Origin of the sequence: Aeromonas sp. S8(2024) (assembly GCF_041403085.1) — a bacterium.
Taxonomy (GTDB): Bacteria; Pseudomonadota; Gammaproteobacteria; order Enterobacterales; family Aeromonadaceae; genus Aeromonas; species Aeromonas dhakensis.
The window spans coordinates 259778-279599 of record NZ_JBGLRF010000002.1 but is presented as its reverse complement, the minus strand read 5'-3'; the positions used below and the strand labels follow the sequence as shown (position 1 = coordinate 279599).

Sequence of the window (19822 nt, the reverse complement as noted above, 5' to 3'; positions counted from 1 at the left end):
CGCCCTCACAGGAGCACAACATGCAGATCATCGCCCATCGCGGCGCCAGCGGACTGGCACCGGAGAACACCCTCAAGGCCATCAGGCTGGCGCTGACGCTGGGGGCTGGAGCCATCGAGATCGACGTGCAGCAGGCCGACGGCGAGCTGTGGGTCTTCCATGACCGAAGACTGGAGCGCTGCACCGACGGCCGCGGCGTGCTGATAGCCCAGTCACGCACCTATCTGGAAAGCCTGAATGCCGGCGAGGGAGAGGGGATCCCGACCCTGTGGCAGGTGATGGAGGCCATCGCCGGCCAGGCCGAGCTGCATATCGAGTTAAAAGGAGCACAAACAGCCGACGAGGTAGCCCGACTGACCCGGCGTGCCGAGGCCGAGCTTGGCTTCACGACCGCCCAGTGGGTCGTCTCTTCCTTCCACCATCCCGAGCTTGCCCGCTTCGCCGCCCTGCGCCCCGAGATCCGGCTGGGGGCGCTCACCTCCACCATTCCCCTCACCCAGGCGGCCTTTGCGGCCGAGCTGGGGGCCTGGTCACTCAACTGCGACGTGGATTTTGTCGATCAACAGCTGGTACAGGATGCCCACGATCGCGGGCTCAGGGTACTGGTCTATACGGTCGATGATCCTGCCGATCAGGCTATGCTGGCTACCATCGGCGTCGACGGCATCTTCACCAACCGGCCGGATCGCTTTCTGCCATCCGCCAAATTGGACTCATTGTGTCGGGGGTGATCGATAACCGCTGATTTAAGCTATAAATTTAATGGCGCACCGGGATACAAAAAGTTCGACTTTGGCCGATACAGTGTTGGCCCATAACAATAAAACCACACATCGCAGACTGAAGCTCACAAGGATGTAAACATGAACTTATCCATCAAGAACAAGCTTGTCCTCGCCATCGGGGTCATTATCCTGGTCATCACAGGCCTGCAGGTCTGGTACAACACAAGTCAACTGAAAAGCGAGACCCGGCGTCTGATCTGGAGCTTCATCGACGACAGCTCGGTCTCGAATGTCAAAGGCATCTCCCGCTGGCTGGATGCCCGCATCGGCATGGTCACCGCCACCAAGGAGGCATTCGCCAAGGAAGACGAACCCATCAGCCATCTGGCCCAGACCATGAACGCAGGCAACTTCGACCTGGTCTACGTGGGCACCAAGGATGGCAAGATGATTCAGAGCAAGCCGACCGACCTGCCGGCCGGCTATGACCCCCGTCAACGTCCCTGGTACAAGGACGCCATGGCAGCCGGCAAGCTGGCCATCACCTCGCCTTATGCCGATATCACCACGGGTCAGCTGATCATCACCATCGCCGAGCCCTTCACCCGGGGCAACACCCAGGGGGTCATCGCCGGTGACGTCTCCATCGATGCCCTGGTACGCGATGTGCTGGCCCTCAATTCGGAAGGCACCTACGCCATCCTGGTTGACGGTAATGGCACCATCATCGCCCACCCGGACAAGGAGCTGGCGCTCAAGCCGGCCACTGCCCTCTCCCCCGATCTGACCGCCGCCAAGGTCAACGAACTGGCCCATGACAACACCATCTCCGAGATGGAAATCAGCGGCAAACCCAGCGTATTCGACCTGACCGAGATCCCGAACACCAACTGGTATTTCGGTATCGTGGTGGACGAAGCGGTCGCCTACCAGTCAGTCTCGCGCATGGTCACCTCCGCCCTGCTGCAAGGTCTGCTGACCATCCTCATTGTGGCCGGTTTCTCCTACGTCGCCATCAGCGGCTCCCTGGCACCGCTGAAGACCCTGGGCGAGGCGATTGCCGATCTCTCCCGCGGCAACGGCGATCTGACCCGCCGCGTCAAGATCGAGCGGGAAGACGAAGTGGGCATAGTCGCCAAACACGTCAACACCTTCATCGACCGCATCCACGTGATGGTGCAGGACATCTCCAACTCCTCCGGGCAACTGAACCAGCAGGCCAAGTCGTCCCACAACATGGCGGAGAAATCGAGCCAGGGTCTGGCCCGCCAGCAAAACGAGATCTCCCAGATCGCGACTGCGGTGCACGAGATGTCCGCCACCGCGGTGGAAGTGGCCAGCAACGCCGAGCAGACCGCCGATGCGGCCCGCAGCTCCTCCAGCAGCTGTGAGCACGGCAAGCAGGTGATCGCCCGCAACCAGCGCTCCATCACGGATCTCGCCACCCAGGTCAAACAGGCTTCCGGCATCATTCAGGAACTGGAAAAGAACGCTCAGGAGATCAATACCATCCTCTCCACCATTCAGGGCATCGCCGAGCAGACCAACCTGCTGGCTCTGAACGCCGCCATCGAGGCAGCCCGTGCCGGCGAGCAGGGTCGCGGCTTCGCGGTGGTGGCCGACGAGGTGCGGGTGCTGTCACAGCGCACCCACAGCTCCACCGTCGAGATCCGCAACATGATCGAGACCCTGCAGCGCAACACCCAGGGCGCCGTCAGCACCATGCACGAAGGCCAGCTGCTGGCCCAGAACAGCGTGGAAGATGCCAACGATGCCACTCAGGCACTGGAGCAGATCACCGCCTCCATCAACCAGATCTCCGACATGGCGACCCAGATCTCCAGCGCCGCCGAGGAGCAGCGGGCCGTTACCGACGAGGTAAGCCGCAACATCCAGGCGGTCAAGGACGTCTCGGACGAGCTGGCGGTCGATGCCGACAGCTCACGCCATCTCTCTGAACAACTTAAAAATATTTCAGGTGAACTGAGCAATCAGGTCGGCATGTTCCGCATCTGATGCAGATCGACAAAAGGGGCCATGCAGGCCCCTTTTTTTATGAAAAAATGCTTTGGTTTCAATAGTTATTACCACATCAACCCGCAGGGATTACCGACTCTCCTGCACGACACCGGTCAGCCCTCGATCCTGCAACAGCTGACTCACCACGATCTTCGGATTAGTTTTTTGAACTCAACCACCACATTCTTCTATCCGTGAATAATTCTTATTAAATATTTTTGATAAAAAACTTAAAAACTTTGGGGGTAATACCTAAAAAGAGAGGTGTTTCTCATTTTTTTGAAAGAAAACTACGTATAATCCTGAGCTTAAAATAACCATAGTAATGACAGCGGCTGATACCGATAACTGCAGGATGGCGATAATTACGGCGTTTTCATCCAAGGAATGGGGTGATTTTGATAAAGATCACCATTGCCAAGCACTAAAACAGACCAGTTTGACTTGCATCAAGCCTGAATTTTTTTCATAGAGCAAAATCGTGCCCAGCAAATCTATCCCTAAGGAGGCAGATGTGGATATTATCAAGACCGATGTCGCCATCATCGGTGCTGGTGGTGGTGGCCTGCGTGCCGCAATCGCCATAGCGGAAGCTCACCCGGAGCTGGAGATCTCCCTGATCTCCAAGGTCTACCCGATGCGCAGCCACACGGTGGCCGCAGAGGGCGGCGCCGCCGGTGTCGTCCGTGATGATGACTCCCTCGAAAACCACTTCAACGACACCGTCTCCGGTGGCGACTGGTTGTGTGAGCAGGACGTGGTCGACTACTTCGTCAACAATGCCACCAACGAGATGATCCAGCTGGAGCACTGGGGTTGCCCCTGGAGTCGCAAGCCGGACGGCAAGGCCAACGTGCGCCGTTTCGGCGGGATGAAGATCCCCCGCACCTGGTTCGCGGCAGACAAATCCGGTTTCCACATTCTGCACACCCTGTTCCAGACCTCCATCAAGTACCCGAGCATCAAGCGCTTCGACGAGCACTTCTGCATGGATCTCATCGTGGAAGATGGTCGCGTCCAGGGCGTACTGACCTTTGACATCCAGAACGGCATCACCCGCTTCATCCAGGCCAAATCCGTCATTCTGGCCACCGGTGGCGCCGGCCGTGTCTATCGCTACAACACCAACGGCGGCATCGTCACCGGTGACGGCATGGCGCTGGCCTACCGCCACGGCGTACCGCTGCGCGACATGGAATTCGTCCAGTATCACCCGACCGGTCTGCCGGGCACCGGCATCCTGATGACCGAAGGTTGTCGTGGTGAGGGTGGCATCCTGCTCAACAAGGATGGCTACCGCTACCTGCAAGACTACGGCTTGGGCCCGGAAACCCCGGTCGGCCAGCCGAAGAACAAGCACATGGAGCTGGGTCCCCGTGACCGCCTCTCCCAGGCCTTCTGGCAGGAGCAACAGAAAGGCCGCGTGATCCAGGGCCCGATGGGCGACGTGGTTCACCTCGACCTGCGCCACCTTGGCGAGAAGTACCTGAAAGAGCGTCTGCCCTTCATCTGCGAACTGGCCAAGGCCTACGTGGGTGTGGATCCGGTCAAGGAGCCGATCCCGGTACGTCCGACTGCCCACTACACCATGGGCGGCATCGAGACCAACGGCGCATGCGCCACCCGTCTGCCGGGCCTCTATGCCCTGGGCGAGTGTGCCTCCGTCGGTCTGCACGGCGCCAACCGTCTGGGTTCCAACTCCCTGTCCGAGATCGTGGTGTTCGGCAAGGTGGCCGGTGAGCACGCCGGTGAATTTGCCAAGACCCAGTCTCATGGCAACACCCAGGCGCTGGCCGCCAAGGCCGAGGCGCTGATCAAGCAACACCTCTCCCTGCTCGACATCGACGGCACCGAAAACCCGGCGGATATCCGCAACGAACTGGGCATGTCCATGGAAGCCGGGGTCGGTATCTACCGTACCGAAGAGCTGATGCAGGGCACCATCGACAAGATCAACGAGCTGAAAGCCCGTTACAAGAAGATCAAGATCAACGACAAGTCCTCCGTCTTCAACACCGATCTGCTGTACGCCATCGAACTGGGCTACATGCTGGACGTGGCCGAAGCCATGGCGCACTCCGCCATCAACCGGAAAGAGTCCCGCGGTTCCCACCAGCGTCTGGACGGTTACGAGGAGCGCGATGACGTCAACTTCCTCAAGCACACTCTCTCCTTCTACAACGGCGAAGGGGCCCCGACCATCGACTATTCCGATGTGAAGATCACTAAATCCCAACCGGCCAAACGCGTGTACGGTTCCGAGGGTGAGAAACAAGACGAGGCTAAGAAGAATGGCTGAGATGATCGAAATTGAAATCCTGCGCTACCGTCCCGAGCAGGATAACGAGCCCTGGATGCAGACCTTCCAGGTGCCCTACCTCAAAGAGATGTCCCTGCTGGATGCGCTGCAATACATCAAGGATCATCTGGACTCTACCTTAAGCTTCCGCTGGTCCTGCCGGATGGCAATCTGCGGCTCCTGCGGCATGATGGTCAACGGCATTCCGAAACTCGGTTGCAAGACCTTCCTGCGGGACTACCTGCCGGGCAAGATGACTATCGAGCCGCTCAACAACTTCCCGATCGAGCGCGATCTGGTAGTCGACATGTCCGACTTCATCGAGAAGCTGGAGAGCATCAAGCCCTACATCATCCCGTCTGAGCCGCGCAACCTGTGCGATGGCGAGTACACCCAGACCCCGGCTGACATGGCGAAGTATCACCAGTTCTCCATGTGCATCAACTGCGGTCTGTGCTACGCGGCTTGCCCGCAGTATGGCATCAACAAGAAGTTCACCGGTCCGGCGGCCCTGGCACTGGCCTACCGCTACAACGCCGACAACCGCGACAGCGCGTCCAAAGAGCGGATGAAGATCATCAGCCAGGACGAGGGCGTCTGGGGTTGCACCTTCGTGGGTTACTGCTCCGAAGTGTGCCCGAAAGGCGTGGATCCGGCGGCGGCCATCCAGCTTGGCAAGGTCGAGAGCGCCAAGGACTACATGATCGCCATGTTCAAGCCAGATTGAGAGCAGGAATGAGACCATGAACAACACCAATAGCAAACGTAAGCCTTACGTCCGCGAAATGAAGAAAGACTGGTGGCTGAAGAATGCCTTCTACACCGGTTACATGATCCGCGAAGGCACCAGCATCTTCGTCTCCATCTACGCCGTCGTGCTGATGTGGGGTCTGCTGCGGCTGGTACAGGGTCAGGAGGCGTTCAACGGCTGGCTGGAATCCCTGCAGAGCCCGATCGCCATCCTGTTCCATGTCATCGCCCTGGCAGCCTGCCTGTTCCACGCCAAGACCTGGTTCGCCCTGGCGCCGAAAGCCATGCGCATCTTCCGTGGCGAAGACCTGGTGCCGGAGAAGCCGATCGTCATCGCCCAGTATGTGGCGCTGGCGGTGGTATCCCTGCTTGTCCTGATCATCGTGGCCTGAGGAGAAAACAATGAGACGTTCTGACGAGCCTGGTTATTGGTGTCTGTTTAGTACCGGGCTCTCATTCAGAAACGTTGGCCACGATCACTCAATCATGATTTGAGGAAAAAATATGAGACGTTCTGACGAGCCTATATATTGGGGTCTGTTTGGTGCCGGCGGCATGGTCGTTGCCATGCTGCTGCCGGTCATTGTCCTCATCACAGGTCTGCTGGTGCCCATGGGCATCATGGACGTGGAGACCATGAGCTACGAGCGCGTGCTGGAATTCGCCAGCTCCTGGTGGGGTGCCTGCATCCTGCTGGCCATCATCGCCCTGCCCATCTGGCACGGCATGCACCGCATCTACCACGGCCTGCATGACTTGGGGATCCACACCACCAAGCTGCACCACTATGTGTTCTATGGCTTCGCCTTCCTGGTGTCCGCCATCACCCTGGGTCTGCTGATGGTGCTGGTGTTCCAGTAAGCACATCCAGACTGCATGACAAACCGGGCCAAGTGCCCGGTTTTTTATGTTCATCTCTGCTGCTCATCTCCGCCCGATAGCAGGCCAGCTGTTTGATGAGACAGCTTTCAACATCCCTTCACCAGAGCCGCGGTGCCGGCTCACGGCCGTTTTCCGCGTAGTAGAGCGACGGCAGAAACTGCGCCAGATAGCTGAATTCGCTGTAGCAGTGGCGCATCAGATTGAAGCCTATCTCGTCCGGCACCTCGTCAAGCGGATTGGTGCAGGCCTTGCCCAGCAGGAAGCGGCTGCGCAGCACACAGCCGTATGGGGTATCGCGCGCCAGGTGCAACATCTCGCCATCCAGCGGCGCCCCGTTCTCATCCAGCACTACCTCATCGCCAAAGCCGATACGGGCACAGATGGCGGCAGAGAGAGCCTGTGTCTCCCGCGCCCCCTGCAGCAGCTGCGGGGCGAACACCTCTTCGGCGCCGTGGAACTTGAGGCGAGCCGCCACCGGCGGCAGCTCGGCAAGCCACTCCACCGCCTCTATGCTGGCTCCCACATAACGCTCACCTCTCTTCCAGTGATGATCCCAGCCCCGGTGCTCGACGTGGTCGTGGGGGTGCCACCACCGGATGTGCTGGGTCGTCTCGAAGAAGGTGAACCACCAATCCAGCATGCGCCCCTTGCAGCCGTGCAGATCGGTGCGGATGGCGACCGTCAGCAGGCCCTCGGTGCTGCGGGTCAGGCCCATTTCCAGGCGCAGCGGCTGCGGCCTTAGCAACTCATTGATGTCATTGACGCCCCAGGGGGCAAGCAAGGCGGAAGTATTCATGATGAGACTCCGATAATTTAGGAAACGAAAATCGTTTCCTAAATTACGCTATGCCTGTATGCTGAGTCTGTCAATGCTTTCCAGGAGCCCATCATGTCGCAGCAAACCGATGAAGAGACACGCTCACGAGGCCGTCCGGTCACCCCGGAAGCGGATCTGCGTGGCGCCCTCGCCGAGGCAACGCTAACCTTGCTGCTCAAGGGAGGATACGGCGCCACGACCGTGGATGCGGTGGCCAAACAGGCGGGGGTCGCCAAGAAGACCCTCTACCGCTTTGCCGCCAACCGCGACGAACTGGTGGCGCAGGCGGTGCGCAGCTGGACCGATGCCTTTCAACCCGCATTCGAGCAGGATGCCACTCACCCAGGCGCCCTGGGGGAGATGCTGGAGCAGGGCTTGCAGGCGATTGCAGATCAGGTGCTGAGTGCTCAGGCGGTGGGCATGTTCCGGCTGCTACAGCATGAGTTCACGGGGCGCGATGCCCTGCTGGCGGCCTATCAGGAGAACGGGATAACCCGCGGCAGGGCGACGCTGGCGGCGTGGTTGCAGCGCCAGCAGCAACTGGGCTGGCTGCGCGAGCTTGATTCAGCCCAGACCAGCGATCTGCTGCTGGCGATGACCATGGCGGAGCCGCTGCGCCAGATGGCGCTCGGCTTGCTGGCGCCAGGCAGCGATATCCGTGCGCGCATCGCCGCCGCCGTTGCTCTGGTCCTGCCCGGCCTGGTGCGAGGGTAAAGCCCCCTCGGCCAAGAGGCTGCGTCACGGCAAAGGGCGAGATGACATCAGAACGCGAAACCTGCTGATAAGTTGCCGCCCCAGTCAGCGTCATCACAGCCATAAAAAACCGGGCATCAGGCCCGGTTTTTTATGGTCATCACTCTATCGGCGGCAAAAAACGGCGCATCACCTCGTCGCTGTAACCGCTGTCCTGAAACTCGATCAGCAACTGGTTGAGGCGGGTCACCAGCTCATAGGAGCGCGGCGAGCCCTTGCTCACCAGCAGATAGAAGCCCTTGCGGCTGGGCAGGGCGAGGTGGAGCAACCCGCTCTCGCTCTGGTAGATGCCAAGGCCGATACCGCTCATCAGGGGTTCAATCTCGCTGGGCAAAAAGTCGCAGCGATCGCGCCCCAGCATGTCCAGCGCCTGCTGCAACTGCTTGAGCCGGCGCGGCTCCTGCGCCAGCCCGTAGGGGGCATAGTTGTAGCCGAGCACCCCGCACACCCGGGAGCGATTGACCGTCTGCAGATCGGGCGCCTCGGGGAAGCGCCGCTTGAGGTAGAAAAATCCGAGGTGGGTGTAGTAGAGCGGCACGCTGTAGAAGGCATATTCAGCCCGCTCCGGTTTGTAGCTGGCATCCCAGGTCAGCTCGCACAAGCGGTTCTGGCGATAGTCGGCCAGCTCCTGCTGCACCCGCGCCCAGGGCAGATAGCGGATCTTGTAGGACAAGCCGAGCCGCTGCAGGGCCTCGAGCACCTGGGTTGTGGCCGAACCGGTGAGACGGCCGGTATCGGGCACGCCATCCTTGCGCTCCCAGTAGGTGAAGGGGGCCCACTCGTTGCCCTCCCCCAGGCAGATCTGCACCTCGGGCTGGGCCGCCTCCACCAGCCCGGTCAAGCCCCATCCCAGCAGCAACAACATGGCTCGCGTCATCGTCTCCCTCCTTCGCCTCCCTTGCAGCTTAGTGCAGACGGGTGTGACACTCCCCGTTATAGTGCCCCCTCCTGCCACAGGGCCAGTAGGGGCGCAGGGATGGCGCCGTAGCGCAAGGTCGGGGTCTGGTGCCAGTCGGCCAGCCGCTGCAGCGCCTTGGCCAGATCCTGCGCCAGGGTTCGGGTCACCCTGACCCCCGCCTCCAGATAGAGGCTCTTTATCTCGAAGATCCCCTGCTGGCGATGGGCCTTGGCGTCCATCCTGCCCACCAGCTTGCCGCGATGCAGCAGCGGCAGCACGAAGTAGCCGTACTGGCGCTTGGGGGCCGGGGTGTAGCACTCGATGCGATAGTCGAACTGGAACAGTTCGCTGGCCCGCTTGCGATCCCAGACCAGCGGATCAAACGGTGACAGCGCCGTGGTGTGGCTGGCCTTGAGGGTGCCAGCCTGAGCCCGGGCCAGCTCGTCCGCCAGCGAGGCGTGCACGAAGGCGCCGTGCTGCCACCCCTCCACCCGCACCGGCAGCAGCTCCCCTTCGTCCGCCAGTTGATGGAGCAGGGCATCGTATTTGCCGCGCCGCAGCCGATAGTAGTCGGCCACCCAGCCGGTCTTGACCAGCCCCAGCGCCCGGCAACTGGCTCGCACCATGTCCCTTTGCGCCTGTTCCGGGCTCGGCAGATCCCGCTCGTCGCGCCACTCTGGCATCACCCGCTCGGCCAGATCGTAAACCCGCTGGAAGTTGCGCCGCTCGCGCACCATCAGCTGACCTGCGGTGAACAGCACCTCCAGATGGCGCTTCTCCGGCTTCCAGTCCCACCAGCCGTTGCCCTTGCCCCCCTTGCGTTCAAAATCGGCCGCCCGCACCGGGCCATGCTGGCGAATGCGCTCGATGATCTCGCCAATCTCCTGCTGATGGGTGGCGAGCCAGTTGGCCGAAAACTTCCAGCCCATGGCAGCGGGATCCAGCATGCGGTGGCGCAGCAGGCGGTAATCCTCCCGCGGCACGAAGCAGGCCTCGTGGGCCCAGTATTCGAATAGATCGCCATCGGCCAGCAGTTGCTCCAGCCAGCGTGGATCGTACTGCCCCAGCCGGCTGAACAGCACCAGATAGGGGCTGCGGGCCACCACCGAGATGGTGTCTATCTGCAGCAGCGCCATGCGGCGGATGGTGGCCAGCAGATCGGCCGGTTTCGCCTTGCCGCGGCGCGGCGTCAGCAGCCCTTGGGCCGCCAGTTGCAGATGACGGGCGTCTTGCAATGAGAGGTGGGGGATCGACATGGAAATAGGGGCATCCGTTCCTGGGTATCGGGCCACCAGCATGCCCAACTCATGGCCAAATGAAAACGCCCGGCTCAGGGTTTGGTGATGACCGCCACATCCGCGTGAGGAAACTCGACCTGTGCCTGCCAGCGGGTCGCCAGGGCGCGAAAAGAGGCCTCGGCAAAGAAGACGATGTGGGTCGGATCGTGGCGATAGCGCCACTGCCGAAAGCGCTCGTCCCCCAGCACCCGCTGGGTCTGCAGCACCAGCAGGCCGCCGGGCTTGAGGCAGCCCCACAGCGTCTCCAGCACGGTGCGCGGCTCGGCGATGTGCTCGATCACCTCGGTGCTGGTGATGAAGTCATACTGCCGCGTCAGCAATTCGGGCTCATCGGCATAGAACTTGTCGTAGCCCGCCATCTGGTAGCCCGCCTCCCGCCCCATGGCGATGAGCGCCGGGCCCGGGCCGCAGCCAAAATCGAGGCCGCTAGCCGGCGGGGGCAAGCGGCGCTGCACCTCGCCGAAGGCACGCAGCAAAAAGGCGCGATAGCGGGGGTCATCCACCTGGTTGTCGTGGCCATCATAGACCGCCTTCTCGCGCTCGGGATCCAGGTGCTCGGCCACATCCAGCCAGACCAGCTCGCAGGCCCGGCAACGATGGTAGAGCTTGCCGGCCACCGGCAGCTCATAGGCATCGGCGGCGCAGCAGAGCGGGCAGGATAAGGGGGTCATGGCATCTCCTCTCGAAAGCGGGGCGGTCAAACGTGGCCGCAGCTTGCCTGCCTGTCTGGCGGCTGACAAGGTTTTTGTCCGGCCGCCCCGCAATCGGGTCACAGCTTTACCTCTCTTTTCAATCAGTTGCCTCTGTGTGAAACAGATTTTTTACCTCTTAAGGGTTTCTTAAGTTTGCCCCTTTAGTCTGATGACAATCGACAAGAAGGAGCCATCCATGACCACAGACATTCAAGCCCCCTATCGGCTGGCGCTGGCCGATACCCCGCAACAGGTCATGGCACTGCAGGGGTACATCCAGGCGGCCTACAGCCAGGAGTTCAACGCCCGCATTCCCCATTTTCTGCCCTGCCTGCTCGGCCTCTACCGGGCCGACGGCCTGCTGGTCGGCGCCTGTGGTCTCAAGCTGGCCGGCAGCGATCGCCTCTATCTGGAACAGTATCTGGATCAGCCCATCGAGGCCGCCATCGAAACCCGGCTCGGCGCCCCCGCCCGGCGGGATCGCATCGTCGAGGTGGGCAACCTCGCCTGCAGCGAGCCCGGCAACGCCCGCCTGATGTTTGCGGCGCTCTGCCGTCTGCTGTGCGACAACGACCTCGATTATGTTGTGTTCACCGGCACCGCCAAGCTGCGCAACAGCTTCCACCGCCTTCACCTCACCCCAGTGGAGCTGGCCCCCGCCCAGGCCGACAAGGTGGGTGACGACGCCAGCGCCTGGGGCGCCTATTACCACTGCCAGCCCAAGGTGATGGTCGGCGATCTCGGCCTCGGACGGCAGGCGCTGGCCCGGGGCAGCCTGCTGCTCTCCCTGCTGGCCCCCATGCCCTCCCTGTTCAACTGCCCGCACCGGAGCGCCTTATGATGCTGTTTGACCAAATCGCCTACTTCGCCCGCCAGACGCCCCACAGCCCGGCTCTTGCCAGCAGCCAGCACAGCCTCAGTTACGAGGCGCTGTGGCAGCAGTTGCCGCCGCTGGCCGACCGCCTGCAGATGGCCGGGATCAGCCGATTGGCGCTGCAACTGGACAACGGCCTGCCCTGGGCGCTCATCGATCTCGCCTGCGCCATGGCCGGTATCGTGGTGATCCCGATCCCCCACTTCTTCAGCCTGGAGCAGCAGGAGTGGCTGCTGGAGAGCAGCGGCGCCGACGCTCTGATCGGCCCCCACCATCCCGGTTGGCAGGCCAGCGAACCGCTGACGCTCGCGGTCGGCGAGCTGCCGCTGTGGCGCCGTACTCCTGCTCGGCTGCCCCCCCTTCCGGCCGGCACCGCCAAGATCACCTATACCTCCGGCACCACAGGCCAGCCCAAGGGGGTCTGCCTGTCGCTGGCCCAGATGATGGCGGTCTGCAGCTCGCTGGCCGAACGGGTCGCCCCGGCCAAGGTCGAGAAGCACCTGACCCTGTTGCCGCTCACCACCCTGCTGGAAAACCTCACCGGTCTCTACGTGCCACTGCTCACCGGTGCCTGCAGCCGCATTCCTTCGCTGGCAGAACTCGGCTTTGCCGGCTCCAGCAAGCTGGACCCGGCCACCCTGGCCCAGGCCCTGCTGCGCTGGCCCACCCACAGTCTGGTGCTGGTGCCCGAGCTGCTGCGCCTGCTGCTAGCCCTGTGCAGCGCCAACCCGGCGCTGGCCGAACAGCTGGCCGCCCTGCGCTTCGTCGCGGTGGGTGGCGGCAAGGTCTCGCCCGAGCTCATCAGCCGGGCCCGCAAGCTGGGGCTGCCGGTCTACGAGGGGTACGGGCTGTCGGAGTGTGGCTCCGTCGTGGCGCTCAACGGCCCCGACGGCCACAGCCTGGGCAGCGTCGGCCAGCCACTGCCCCACTGCCGGGTATCGATCGCCGCCGACGGCGAGATCCTGGTGGAGGGAGCCGCCATGCTCGGCTATCTGGGCAGCGATGAAGCGGTACCAGCACTGGTCGCCACCGGCGATCTGGGCCACCTGGATGCCGAGGGTTACCTGCACATCACCGGGCGCAAGAAGAACGTCCAGATCACCGCCTTCGGTCGCAACTTCTCCCCCGAATGGGTCGAGGCGGAAGCCCAGCTCTGCCCGGCCATCGCCCGCATCGTGATCTTCGGCGACGGTCAGCCGGCCAACGTCGCCCTGATCCAGCCGCAGCCCGGCACCGACGCCCTGCTGGCCCAGCAGATCGAGCAGCTCAATCATCGCCTGCCCGACTATGCCCGCATCCATCACTGGCTGCCGGTGGCGCTGGATCAACATCCGGAACTGCTCACCGCCAACGGCCGCCCCCGTCGCGAACAGATTTATCACCACTTTTCCCGGCAGATCAGCCAATGCCTTACAGGAGAGACCTCATGAGCTTCTATCAGACTCTGCAACAAGCCACTGCCAGTGAGCGCGAGTATCTGTTCAACGCCCCCATCATAGAGGCGTGCCGCAAGGGGGAGATCTCCCGCGACACCTACCTGCGCTTCCTCTCCCAGGCCTTCTATCACGTGCGCCACACTGTGCCGCTCTTGATGGCCACCGGCGGCAAGCTGGGCCAGGAGTATGAGTGGGTGCGCGGTGCCATCAAGGAGTACATCGACGAGGAGTACGGCCATCAGGAGTGGATCCTGAGCGACATCCGCGCCTGTGGCGGCGATGCCGAGGCAGTGCGCCACGGCCAGCCCGAGCTGCCCATCGAGCTGATGGTGGCCTTTCTCTATGACCAGGTGCAGCGCGGCAACCCCATGGGCTTCTTCGGCATGGTGCAGGTACTGGAGGGGACCAGCGTCGCCATCGCCCTGACCGTGGCCGACCAGCTCAAGGCGGGCCTCGGTCTGCCGCCTCAGGCCATGAGCTATCTCAGCTCCCACGGCGCACTGGATCAGGATCACCTCAAGTTTTTCGAATCCCTGATGAACCGGGTGGAGAGCCCGGCCGATCAGGCGGCCATCATTCACTCGGCCAGGGTGGTCTACCGCCTCTACGCCGACATGCTCTATCAACTGACGGAAAACCAGACATCATGAAGCTTGAAGGAAAACTCGTGCTGCTCACGGGCGCCAGCGGCGGGATCGGCGAGGCGCTGGCCCAGGAGCTGGCGGCCCAGGGAGCGCACCTGTTGCTGCACGGACGCAGGGCCGGTGCACTGGAGCGGCTGTGCAAGGAGCTGCCGCACCCGGAGCGCCACCAGACGGTGATCGCCGATCTGGGCTCGCCCCAGGAGCGGGCCAGACTGCTGCAGCACCCGGCGCTGGACGAGGGGCTGGACGTGCTGATCAACAACGCCGGCTGCAACCAGTTTGCCTGGCTGGAGGATCAGAGCAGCGAGCAGGTCGAGCGCCAGCTGCTGCTCAACGTCGAGGCGCCGATCCAGCTCACCCGCATGCTGCTGCCCCGCCTGCGCAAGCCGGCGGTGATCATGAACATCGGCTCCAGCTTCGGCGCCATCGGCTATGCCGGCTACAGCGTCTATTGCGCCAGCAAGTTCGCCCTGCGCGGCTTTAGCGAGGCGCTCGGCCGCGAGCTGGAGGGAACCGGCATCCAGGTGCTGCACTTTGCCCCCCGCGCCACCCGTACCCGCCTCAACTCGGAGGCGGCCTACGAGATGAATGCCGAGCTCGGCACCCACACCGACAGCCCGCAGGACGTGGCCGAGAAGGCCGTCATCGCCCTGTGCAACGAAACCCGCCGCAGCTGGCTCGGCTGGCCGGAGAAGCTGTTCGTGCGGCTCAACGGCCTGCTGCCCGGCCTGGTCGACCGGGCGCTGGCCAGGCAAAAACCCATCATAGAGCGCTATGCCCGCCACCCGGCACCCGCTGCCGGCACGTCGGGGCACGCCACCTCCGTCATGACAGAGAAGGAACGTTAAGATGAAGCACGCCACTTTCCGCCCCCGTTTCACCCACGGCGCCCTCCTGCTGCTCATGCTGGGCTCGGGGATGGCCCAGGCCGCCGACGCCCTGCCCGTCATCCAGCAGCAGTGGGCGGTCTGTCAGTATCAACAGACCGGCAAGGCCAAGGAGAGCTGCCTCGAACAGCTGAGCAGCGAGGCTGATCATGCCAGCGCCAAGGAGGCCTTTCGCACCGATCTGCTGATCTGGTCGGCCATCGTCAAGAGCACCTGGGCCGGCGCCAAGGGCGGGCTGGGGGCGCTCGGTCTGGTCAAGGAGGCCAAGGCCAAGCTGGAGATCGCCCTCAGGCAGGACCCCAAAGCACTGGACGGCTCCGCCTACACCAGCCTGGGCTCGCTTTACTACCAGGTGCCGGGCTGGCCGGTGGGCTTTGGCGATGACGAGAAGGCCGAGCAGCTGCTCAAGCAGGCGCTGGCCATCAACCCGACCGGCATCGATCCCAACTTCTTCTACGGCGACTTCCTGCTGGATCAGGGCCGCAAGGCCGAGGCCAAGAGCTATCTGGAGAAGGCGCTGAGCGCCCCGCCCCGGCCGGGTCGCGAGCTGGCGGATCAGGGTCGACGCATCGAGATCCGCGACCGCCTCGACAAGCTGTAAATCCGTTCGGGATCAGCGGGCTATTTAAACTCTGCCCACCAGCTTGCATACTGGTGGGCAGCGTCTTTTGAGGGGAATAACAATGCGGATCCTGTTGGTGGAAGATGATGTGATGCTGGGCGACGGCATGGTGGATGCCCTGCGCAGCAGCGGCTACACGGTGGACTGGCTGCAACAGGGACTGCCCGCCCTGTCGGTGCTCAAGAGCGAGGAGTTTGCCGCCCTCATTCTGGATCTCAACCTGCCGGACATCGACGGCATCAGCCTGCTGCGCAAGCTGCGCCGGGAAGGCCAGACGCTGCCGGTGCTGATCCTCACCGCCCGCGACGCCCTGGACGACCGGGTGCTGGGGCTGGATGCGGGCTCCGACGACTACATGGTCAAGCCGTTCGCCCTGCAGGAGCTCAACGCCCGCCTGCGCGCCCTGGTGCGCCGCAGCAAGGGCCAGGCCCAGGCGGTGCTCGAATACGGCGAGCTGCAGCTCTATCCCGAATCCCAGCAGGTCACCTATCGGGGCGAGCCGGTCAAGCTCACCCCCCACGAATACAAGCTGCTGCAGGAGCTCATCACCCAGAGCGGGCGGGTGCTGAGCAAGGATCAGCTGCAGCAGAGCCTCTACGGCTGGGACGAGGGGGCCGAGAGCAACGCGGTGGAGGTGCACATTCACCATCTGCGCAAGAAGTTCTACAGCGACCTCATCCGCAATATCCGCGGGGTCGGCTACATCATTCCCCAGCTTGAGCAGGCCCAGCGCCGGGACGGCCGGGCATGACGCGTCCCCGTTCCATCCGCCGCTTTCTGCTCTCCGGCATCCTAGCGCTGGTCAGCGCCAGCCTGGCCGTCAGCGCCCTCATCGGCTATCTGGAAGCGAGCCACGAAATGGAGGAGCTGTTCGATGCAAGGCTCGCCCAGTCGGCCCGCATCACCAATCAGCTGCTCGGCCGCTATCTGGAACAAAACGGCGAGCTGCCCGCCAACGGCACCATCTATCAGGAGTGGGAGCAGAGCAACCCGGAGCCGTGGCAGAAAGACAAGAGCTTCAACCTGCGGGGGGAAGACAGAGAGCTCACCCCCTTCGGCCACGAGTTCGAACGCAACCTCTACTTCCAACTGCTGAGCGAGCAGGGCGGCATACTGCTGCGCTCCCCCAGCGCCCCCAGCCAGCCCCTCGGCACCCTGGCCCCCGGCTTCAACAGCGTCACCAAGGACAACCACGAGTGGCGCACCTTCACCCTCTACAACCAGGATGCGCAGACCTGGCTCATCGTGGCGGAGCGGGACGACGAGCGCAGCGAGCTGGCCAGCAAGATGGCCACCCTAACCATGCTGCCGCTGCTCATCACCCTGCCCTTCCTGCTCGGCCTGTTGTGGTGGCTCATCTCGCGCGGACTGGCGCCGCTGCGCCAGCTGGCCCAGGCCATCGGTGAGCGCCACCCGGCCAACCTGAGCCCGCTCAACCTGAAGATCCGGGCCCAGGAGCTGACCCCGCTCACCAACGAGATCAACCGGCTGATGCACGCCCTTGCCGACACCATAGAGCGGGAGAAGCAGTTCACCAACGAGGCGGCCCATGAGCTGCGCACCCCGCTGGCGGTGCTGCGCATCCACAGCGAGAACGCGCTGGCCGCCGAGGATGCCGAGAGCCGTCAGCACTCCCTGCAGAAGATGCTGCTGGCGCTCGATCGCAGCGATCGGCTGCTGCGCCAGCTGCTGACCCAGGCCCGCATCGACAACCAGCAGGGGCTGGAGCTGAGCGAACTCAACCTGAACCAGCTGCTGCAGGGCACCCTGGCCACCCTGGCCCCCATCGCCCTGAAAAAGGATCAGCAATTGTCTCTGGAAGGCACCGAGCAGCTGACGGTGATGGGGCAGGCCACCCTGCTGGAGCTGATGTTCAGCAACCTCATCGACAACGCTCTGCGCTACACCCAGGCCCAGGGCGAGATCGTGGTCGAGGCGTGCCAGGAGGGGCACAGGGTCAGAGTCGACATTCGCGACAACGGCCCCGGCATCCCCACCGCCGCCCTGTCGCGCCTGTGCGAGCGTTTCTTTCGGGTCAATCCCCAGCAGGGGGACGGGGTCGGCCTCGGCATGGCCATCGTCTCGCGCATCGCCCAGCTGCACGGCGCCGATCTCGACATCCACAACCGGCCGCAAGGGGGGCTGGAAGTCAGCGTGCTGCTGCCCGCCCCTGCCCGCCAGACCCAACCAGCGCAATGAGAAACGGGGGCCTGGCCCCCGTTTCTCATGCTGCTATTCGCCTCAGCGGCAGCTCGGCTGTACCGTGAAAGTGCGGCTCGAATCCACTGCGCCGAGATCCGCCAGCAGGCGGCGTCCCAGCAGCACCGGATAGATCATCTTGCTGCGATCCCGCAGGGTGAACCACTCCTCATAGACCTTGTCGCCCAGACAGATGGACATGGTGACCGTGGGGCGCTGCTCCATGCCGCCGGCACCACGTACCGTCACCATGTGCTCCACCGGCCGCTCCAGGGTCTGGCTCACCTGCCGATCGGTATTGGCATCGGTCACCTGCAGGGTAAAGCGCACCCAGGGCTTGCCGTCACGCTTGAAGTGGCGCAGATCCCGCGCATCGAGCGAGGAGGTGAGCGCCCCGGTATCCAGCTTCATCTTCACCGCCACCCCGCTCGGCATGATGAGCCCCTTCTCAATCCAGCCATAGATGGCGGGCGCCGGCGCGGCGAGGGCCGGCAGGGCGAACCCGGCCAGCAGCAGCGGTATCATTCGCAATCGGATCATGTCTACTCCTTGTCAGGACGGGGCCGACACAGGCCCGAGCCGCCCAGAGTGGGGATGGAAGGCGCCGCTGTCAACCGCTGAAAAGCACGGCAGACCAGCGAGTAACGAGTGGCCGGATGCGGTGCGTCAGCAGCCTGCGGTGACGGAGCAGAACAGAGTCATCAGAAGCTGACCTGGCAGGCAAGGAGGGAGGCAAGATTGGCGTTGGATGAAACCCGAGGCTGTGCTCAGGTTGTGACGCCAAAGGCTACCACAAGGCTTCGCGAATTATCAGTCTTGTTCCGGAGGGATTTTTGCCTACACTGTTGTAAACCGGAGGCCCTGAAAACCACCGGTTTTTTTGTGCCTGCCGAAAAGTTGCCACTGCAAAGTGACCTATCAAACAAGGCTCAATAAGGAATTCGTAATGCGTATCGAAGAAGACTTGAAGCTCGGTTTCAAGGATGTCCTGTTCCGCCCCAAGCGCTCTACTCTCAAGAGCCGTTCCCAAGTCAGCCTGACCCGCCAGTTCACCTTCAAGCACACCCAGACCCAATGGCAGGGCGTGCCCGTCATCGCCGCCAACATGGATACCGTCGGCAGCTTCGCCATGGCGCGTACCCTGGCCGGCTTCGAGATGATGACCGCAGTACACAAGCACTACAGCCTTGCGCAGTGGCAAACCTTCGTCAGCGAAACCGACCCGGCGCTGCTGGGCCATGTGATGGTCTCTACCGGCACCTCCGAGGATGACTTCAACAAGACCCGCCAGATCCTGGCCATGTCCGAGGCGCTGCGCTTCATCTGCGTCGACGTGGCCAACGGCTACTCCCAGCACTTCGTCGAATTCGTGCGCAAGATCCGTGACGCCTGCCCCAACCACGTCATCTTGGCGGGCAACGTGGTGACCGGCGAGATGGTGGAGGAGCTGATCCTCTCCGGCGCCGACATCGTCAAGGTGGGCATAGGCCCGGGCTCGGTCTGCACCACCCGGGTCAAGACCGGCGTCGGCTACCCGCAGCTCTCCGCCATCATCGAGTGTGCCGATGCGGCCCACGGTCTGGGCGGCCAGATCGTCGGTGACGGCGGCTGCACCTGCCCCGGGGATGTGGCGAAGGCGTTTGGCGGCGGTGCCGACTTCGTGATGCTGGGCGGCATGCTGGCGGCCCACGAGGAGTGCGGCGGCGAAATCGTCGACGTGGATGGTGAACCCTTCATGAAGTTCTACGGCATGAGCTCATCGAGCGCCATGGACAAGCACGCCGGCGGCGTCGCCGAGTACCGCGCCTCCGAGGGCAAGACGGTGCTGCTGCCCTACCGCGGCCCGGTGGAGAACACGGTGCGCGACATCCTGGGCGGGGTGCGCTCCACCTGCACTTATGTGGGTGCCAGCCAGCTGAAAGAACTCACCAAGCGCACCACCTTTATCCGGGTGCGCGAGCAAGAGAACAATGTCTACGGCAAGGAGTAACTCGCCGCAGCCACCGTCATGCGCTGACGGTTAGAAG

20 protein-coding genes are annotated in these 19822 nt (G+C 63.0%); 15 read left to right on the top strand and 5 right to left on the bottom strand.

From position 1 onward, the window contains the following. The first annotated feature begins 20 nt into the window (after positions 1-20). From ACB031_RS05910 to frdD, 6 genes are all read left to right on the top strand, one after another. Complete coding sequence (locus ACB031_RS05910; protein WP_371139188.1) at positions 21-731, top strand: glycerophosphodiester phosphodiesterase; 711 nt, start codon at positions 21-23, stop codon at positions 729-731. A 132-nt stretch (positions 732-863) separates the two neighbouring features. After that, positions 864-2741, top strand: coding sequence for a methyl-accepting chemotaxis protein (locus ACB031_RS05905; protein ID WP_017764984.1), 1878 nt, complete (start codon positions 864-866; stop codon positions 2739-2741). A 517-nt stretch (positions 2742-3258) separates the two neighbouring features. After that, complete coding sequence (gene frdA / locus ACB031_RS05900; RefSeq protein ID WP_043171199.1) at positions 3259-5043, top strand: fumarate reductase (quinol) flavoprotein subunit; 1785 nt, start codon at positions 3259-3261, stop codon at positions 5041-5043. Continuing rightward, on the top strand, positions 5036-5770 hold the full coding sequence (locus ACB031_RS05895; protein ID WP_005298338.1) for a succinate dehydrogenase/fumarate reductase iron-sulfur subunit: 735 nt from the start codon (positions 5036-5038) through the stop codon (positions 5768-5770). Before frdA ends, ACB031_RS05895 begins: the two co-directional genes overlap by 8 nt. A gap of 16 nt (positions 5771-5786) precedes the next feature. Beyond that, entirely contained in the window at positions 5787-6185 is a 399-nt protein-coding gene (locus ACB031_RS05890) for a fumarate reductase subunit C (protein WP_005298336.1), read from the top strand. A 112-nt stretch (positions 6186-6297) separates the two neighbouring features. Further along, the gene (frdD, locus tag ACB031_RS05885; RefSeq protein WP_005298330.1) at positions 6298-6654 is read left to right on the top strand and encodes a fumarate reductase subunit FrdD; all 357 of its coding nucleotides are present in this window, start codon (positions 6298-6300) and stop codon (positions 6652-6654) included. A 118-nt stretch (positions 6655-6772) separates the two neighbouring features. Here the strand turns inward: frdD and ACB031_RS05880 are convergent, their stop codons facing one another. Continuing rightward, positions 6773-7471, bottom strand: a complete 699-nt coding sequence (locus ACB031_RS05880; protein WP_206866572.1) for a DAPG hydrolase family protein — start codon at positions 7469-7471, stop codon at positions 6773-6775. Between the two features lie 93 nt (positions 7472-7564). Here ACB031_RS05880 and ACB031_RS05875 point away from each other — a divergent pair, with 93 nt between their 5' ends. Then, a complete protein-coding gene (locus ACB031_RS05875; RefSeq protein WP_126881302.1) occupies positions 7565-8206 on the top strand; it encodes a TetR/AcrR family transcriptional regulator in 642 nt (213 codons plus the stop codon). 139 nt (positions 8207-8345) lie between these two features. Here the strand turns inward: ACB031_RS05875 and ACB031_RS05870 are convergent, their stop codons facing one another. From ACB031_RS05870 to ACB031_RS05860, 3 genes are all read right to left on the bottom strand, one after another. Continuing rightward, positions 8346-9122: an ABC transporter substrate-binding protein gene (locus ACB031_RS05870; RefSeq protein WP_206866571.1), complete on the bottom strand. Its 777-nt coding sequence runs from the start codon at positions 9120-9122 to the stop codon at positions 8346-8348. A 56-nt stretch (positions 9123-9178) separates the two neighbouring features. After that, positions 9179-10399 (bottom strand): winged helix-turn-helix domain-containing protein, encoded by a 1221-nt coding sequence (locus tag ACB031_RS05865; RefSeq protein ID WP_206866570.1) that lies wholly within the window; start codon positions 10397-10399, stop codon positions 9179-9181. Positions 10400-10473: 74 nt separating this feature from the next. Then, the gene (locus tag ACB031_RS05860) at positions 10474-11112 is read right to left on the bottom strand and encodes a class I SAM-dependent methyltransferase (protein ID WP_371139187.1); all 639 of its coding nucleotides are present in this window, start codon (positions 11110-11112) and stop codon (positions 10474-10476) included. A 217-nt stretch (positions 11113-11329) separates the two neighbouring features. Here ACB031_RS05860 and ACB031_RS05855 point away from each other — a divergent pair, with 217 nt between their 5' ends. The 7 genes from ACB031_RS05855 to ACB031_RS05825 all read left to right on the top strand — a co-directional run bounded on the left by ACB031_RS05855 (position 11330) and on the right by ACB031_RS05825 (position 17795). Further along, the gene (locus ACB031_RS05855; RefSeq protein WP_017787970.1) at positions 11330-11974 is read left to right on the top strand and encodes a thermostable hemolysin; all 645 of its coding nucleotides are present in this window, start codon (positions 11330-11332) and stop codon (positions 11972-11974) included. Next, positions 11971-13437: an AMP-dependent synthetase/ligase gene (locus ACB031_RS05850; protein ID WP_267997262.1), complete on the top strand. Its 1467-nt coding sequence runs from the start codon at positions 11971-11973 to the stop codon at positions 13435-13437. The genes ACB031_RS05855 and ACB031_RS05850 overlap by 4 nt, the downstream gene beginning before the upstream one ends. Next, positions 13434-14093 (top strand): TenA family transcriptional regulator, encoded by a 660-nt coding sequence (locus tag ACB031_RS05845; protein WP_005298314.1) that lies wholly within the window; start codon positions 13434-13436, stop codon positions 14091-14093. The genes ACB031_RS05850 and ACB031_RS05845 overlap by 4 nt, the downstream gene beginning before the upstream one ends. Continuing rightward, on the top strand, positions 14090-14935 hold the full coding sequence (locus ACB031_RS05840; RefSeq protein WP_371139186.1) for an SDR family oxidoreductase: 846 nt from the start codon (positions 14090-14092) through the stop codon (positions 14933-14935). The genes ACB031_RS05845 and ACB031_RS05840 overlap by 4 nt, the downstream gene beginning before the upstream one ends. Position 14936: 1 nt before the next feature. Further along, complete coding sequence (locus tag ACB031_RS05835) at positions 14937-15575, top strand: tetratricopeptide repeat protein (protein ID WP_267997263.1); 639 nt, start codon at positions 14937-14939, stop codon at positions 15573-15575. An 82-nt stretch (positions 15576-15657) separates the two neighbouring features. After that, complete coding sequence (locus tag ACB031_RS05830) at positions 15658-16347, top strand: response regulator (RefSeq protein ID WP_005298307.1); 690 nt, start codon at positions 15658-15660, stop codon at positions 16345-16347. Next, the gene (locus ACB031_RS05825; RefSeq protein ID WP_324053412.1) at positions 16344-17795 is read left to right on the top strand and encodes an ATP-binding protein; all 1452 of its coding nucleotides are present in this window, start codon (positions 16344-16346) and stop codon (positions 17793-17795) included. The genes ACB031_RS05830 and ACB031_RS05825 overlap by 4 nt, the downstream gene beginning before the upstream one ends. A gap of 42 nt (positions 17796-17837) precedes the next feature. Here the strand turns inward: ACB031_RS05825 and ACB031_RS05820 are convergent, their stop codons facing one another. Then, a complete protein-coding gene (locus tag ACB031_RS05820) occupies positions 17838-18335 on the bottom strand; it encodes an ATP-dependent zinc protease (protein ID WP_005298299.1) in 498 nt (165 codons plus the stop codon). A gap of 406 nt (positions 18336-18741) precedes the next feature. Here ACB031_RS05820 and ACB031_RS05815 point away from each other — a divergent pair, with 406 nt between their 5' ends. Continuing rightward, on the top strand, positions 18742-19785 hold the full coding sequence (locus ACB031_RS05815) for a GMP reductase (RefSeq protein ID WP_005298297.1): 1044 nt from the start codon (positions 18742-18744) through the stop codon (positions 19783-19785). Positions 19786-19822: the final 37 nt, after the last annotated feature.

What these genes read in the sequence shown, in the direction of transcription:
- ACB031_RS05840 (WP_371139186.1), top strand. Translation starts at nt 14,090, where the DNA reads ATGAAGCTTGAAGGAAAACTCGTGCTGCTCACGGGCGCCAGCGGCGGG.
- ACB031_RS05825 (WP_324053412.1), top strand. Translation starts at nt 16,344, where the DNA reads ATGACGCGTCCCCGTTCCATCCGCCGCTTTCTGCTCTCCGGCATCCTA.
- ACB031_RS05865 (WP_206866570.1), bottom strand. Translation starts at nt 10,399, where the DNA reads ATGTCGATCCCCCACCTCTCATTGCAAGACGCCCGTCATCTGCAACTG.
- ACB031_RS05845 (WP_005298314.1), top strand. Translation starts at nt 13,434, where the DNA reads ATGAGCTTCTATCAGACTCTGCAACAAGCCACTGCCAGTGAGCGCGAG.
- ACB031_RS05830 (WP_005298307.1), top strand. Translation starts at nt 15,658, where the DNA reads ATGCGGATCCTGTTGGTGGAAGATGATGTGATGCTGGGCGACGGCATG.
- ACB031_RS05870 (WP_206866571.1), bottom strand. Translation starts at nt 9,122, where the DNA reads ATGACGCGAGCCATGTTGTTGCTGCTGGGATGGGGCTTGACCGGGCTG.
- ACB031_RS05815 (WP_005298297.1), top strand. Translation starts at nt 18,742, where the DNA reads ATGCGTATCGAAGAAGACTTGAAGCTCGGTTTCAAGGATGTCCTGTTC.
- ACB031_RS05875 (WP_126881302.1), top strand. Translation starts at nt 7,565, where the DNA reads ATGTCGCAGCAAACCGATGAAGAGACACGCTCACGAGGCCGTCCGGTC.
- ACB031_RS05855 (WP_017787970.1), top strand. Translation starts at nt 11,330, where the DNA reads ATGACCACAGACATTCAAGCCCCCTATCGGCTGGCGCTGGCCGATACC.
- ACB031_RS05860 (WP_371139187.1), bottom strand. Translation starts at nt 11,112, where the DNA reads ATGACCCCCTTATCCTGCCCGCTCTGCTGCGCCGCCGATGCCTATGAG.
- ACB031_RS05910 (WP_371139188.1), top strand. Translation starts at nt 21, where the DNA reads ATGCAGATCATCGCCCATCGCGGCGCCAGCGGACTGGCACCGGAGAAC.
- ACB031_RS05820 (WP_005298299.1), bottom strand. Translation starts at nt 18,335, where the DNA reads ATGATCCGATTGCGAATGATACCGCTGCTGCTGGCCGGGTTCGCCCTG.
- ACB031_RS05835 (WP_267997263.1), top strand. Translation starts at nt 14,937, where the DNA reads ATGAAGCACGCCACTTTCCGCCCCCGTTTCACCCACGGCGCCCTCCTG.
- ACB031_RS05880 (WP_206866572.1), bottom strand. Translation starts at nt 7,471, where the DNA reads ATGAATACTTCCGCCTTGCTTGCCCCCTGGGGCGTCAATGACATCAAT.
- ACB031_RS05895 (WP_005298338.1), top strand. Translation starts at nt 5,036, where the DNA reads ATGGCTGAGATGATCGAAATTGAAATCCTGCGCTACCGTCCCGAGCAG.
- ACB031_RS05905 (WP_017764984.1), top strand. Translation starts at nt 864, where the DNA reads ATGAACTTATCCATCAAGAACAAGCTTGTCCTCGCCATCGGGGTCATT.
- ACB031_RS05850 (WP_267997262.1), top strand. Translation starts at nt 11,971, where the DNA reads ATGATGCTGTTTGACCAAATCGCCTACTTCGCCCGCCAGACGCCCCAC.
- ACB031_RS05890 (WP_005298336.1), top strand. Translation starts at nt 5,787, where the DNA reads ATGAACAACACCAATAGCAAACGTAAGCCTTACGTCCGCGAAATGAAG.
- frdD (WP_005298330.1), top strand. Translation starts at nt 6,298, where the DNA reads ATGAGACGTTCTGACGAGCCTATATATTGGGGTCTGTTTGGTGCCGGC.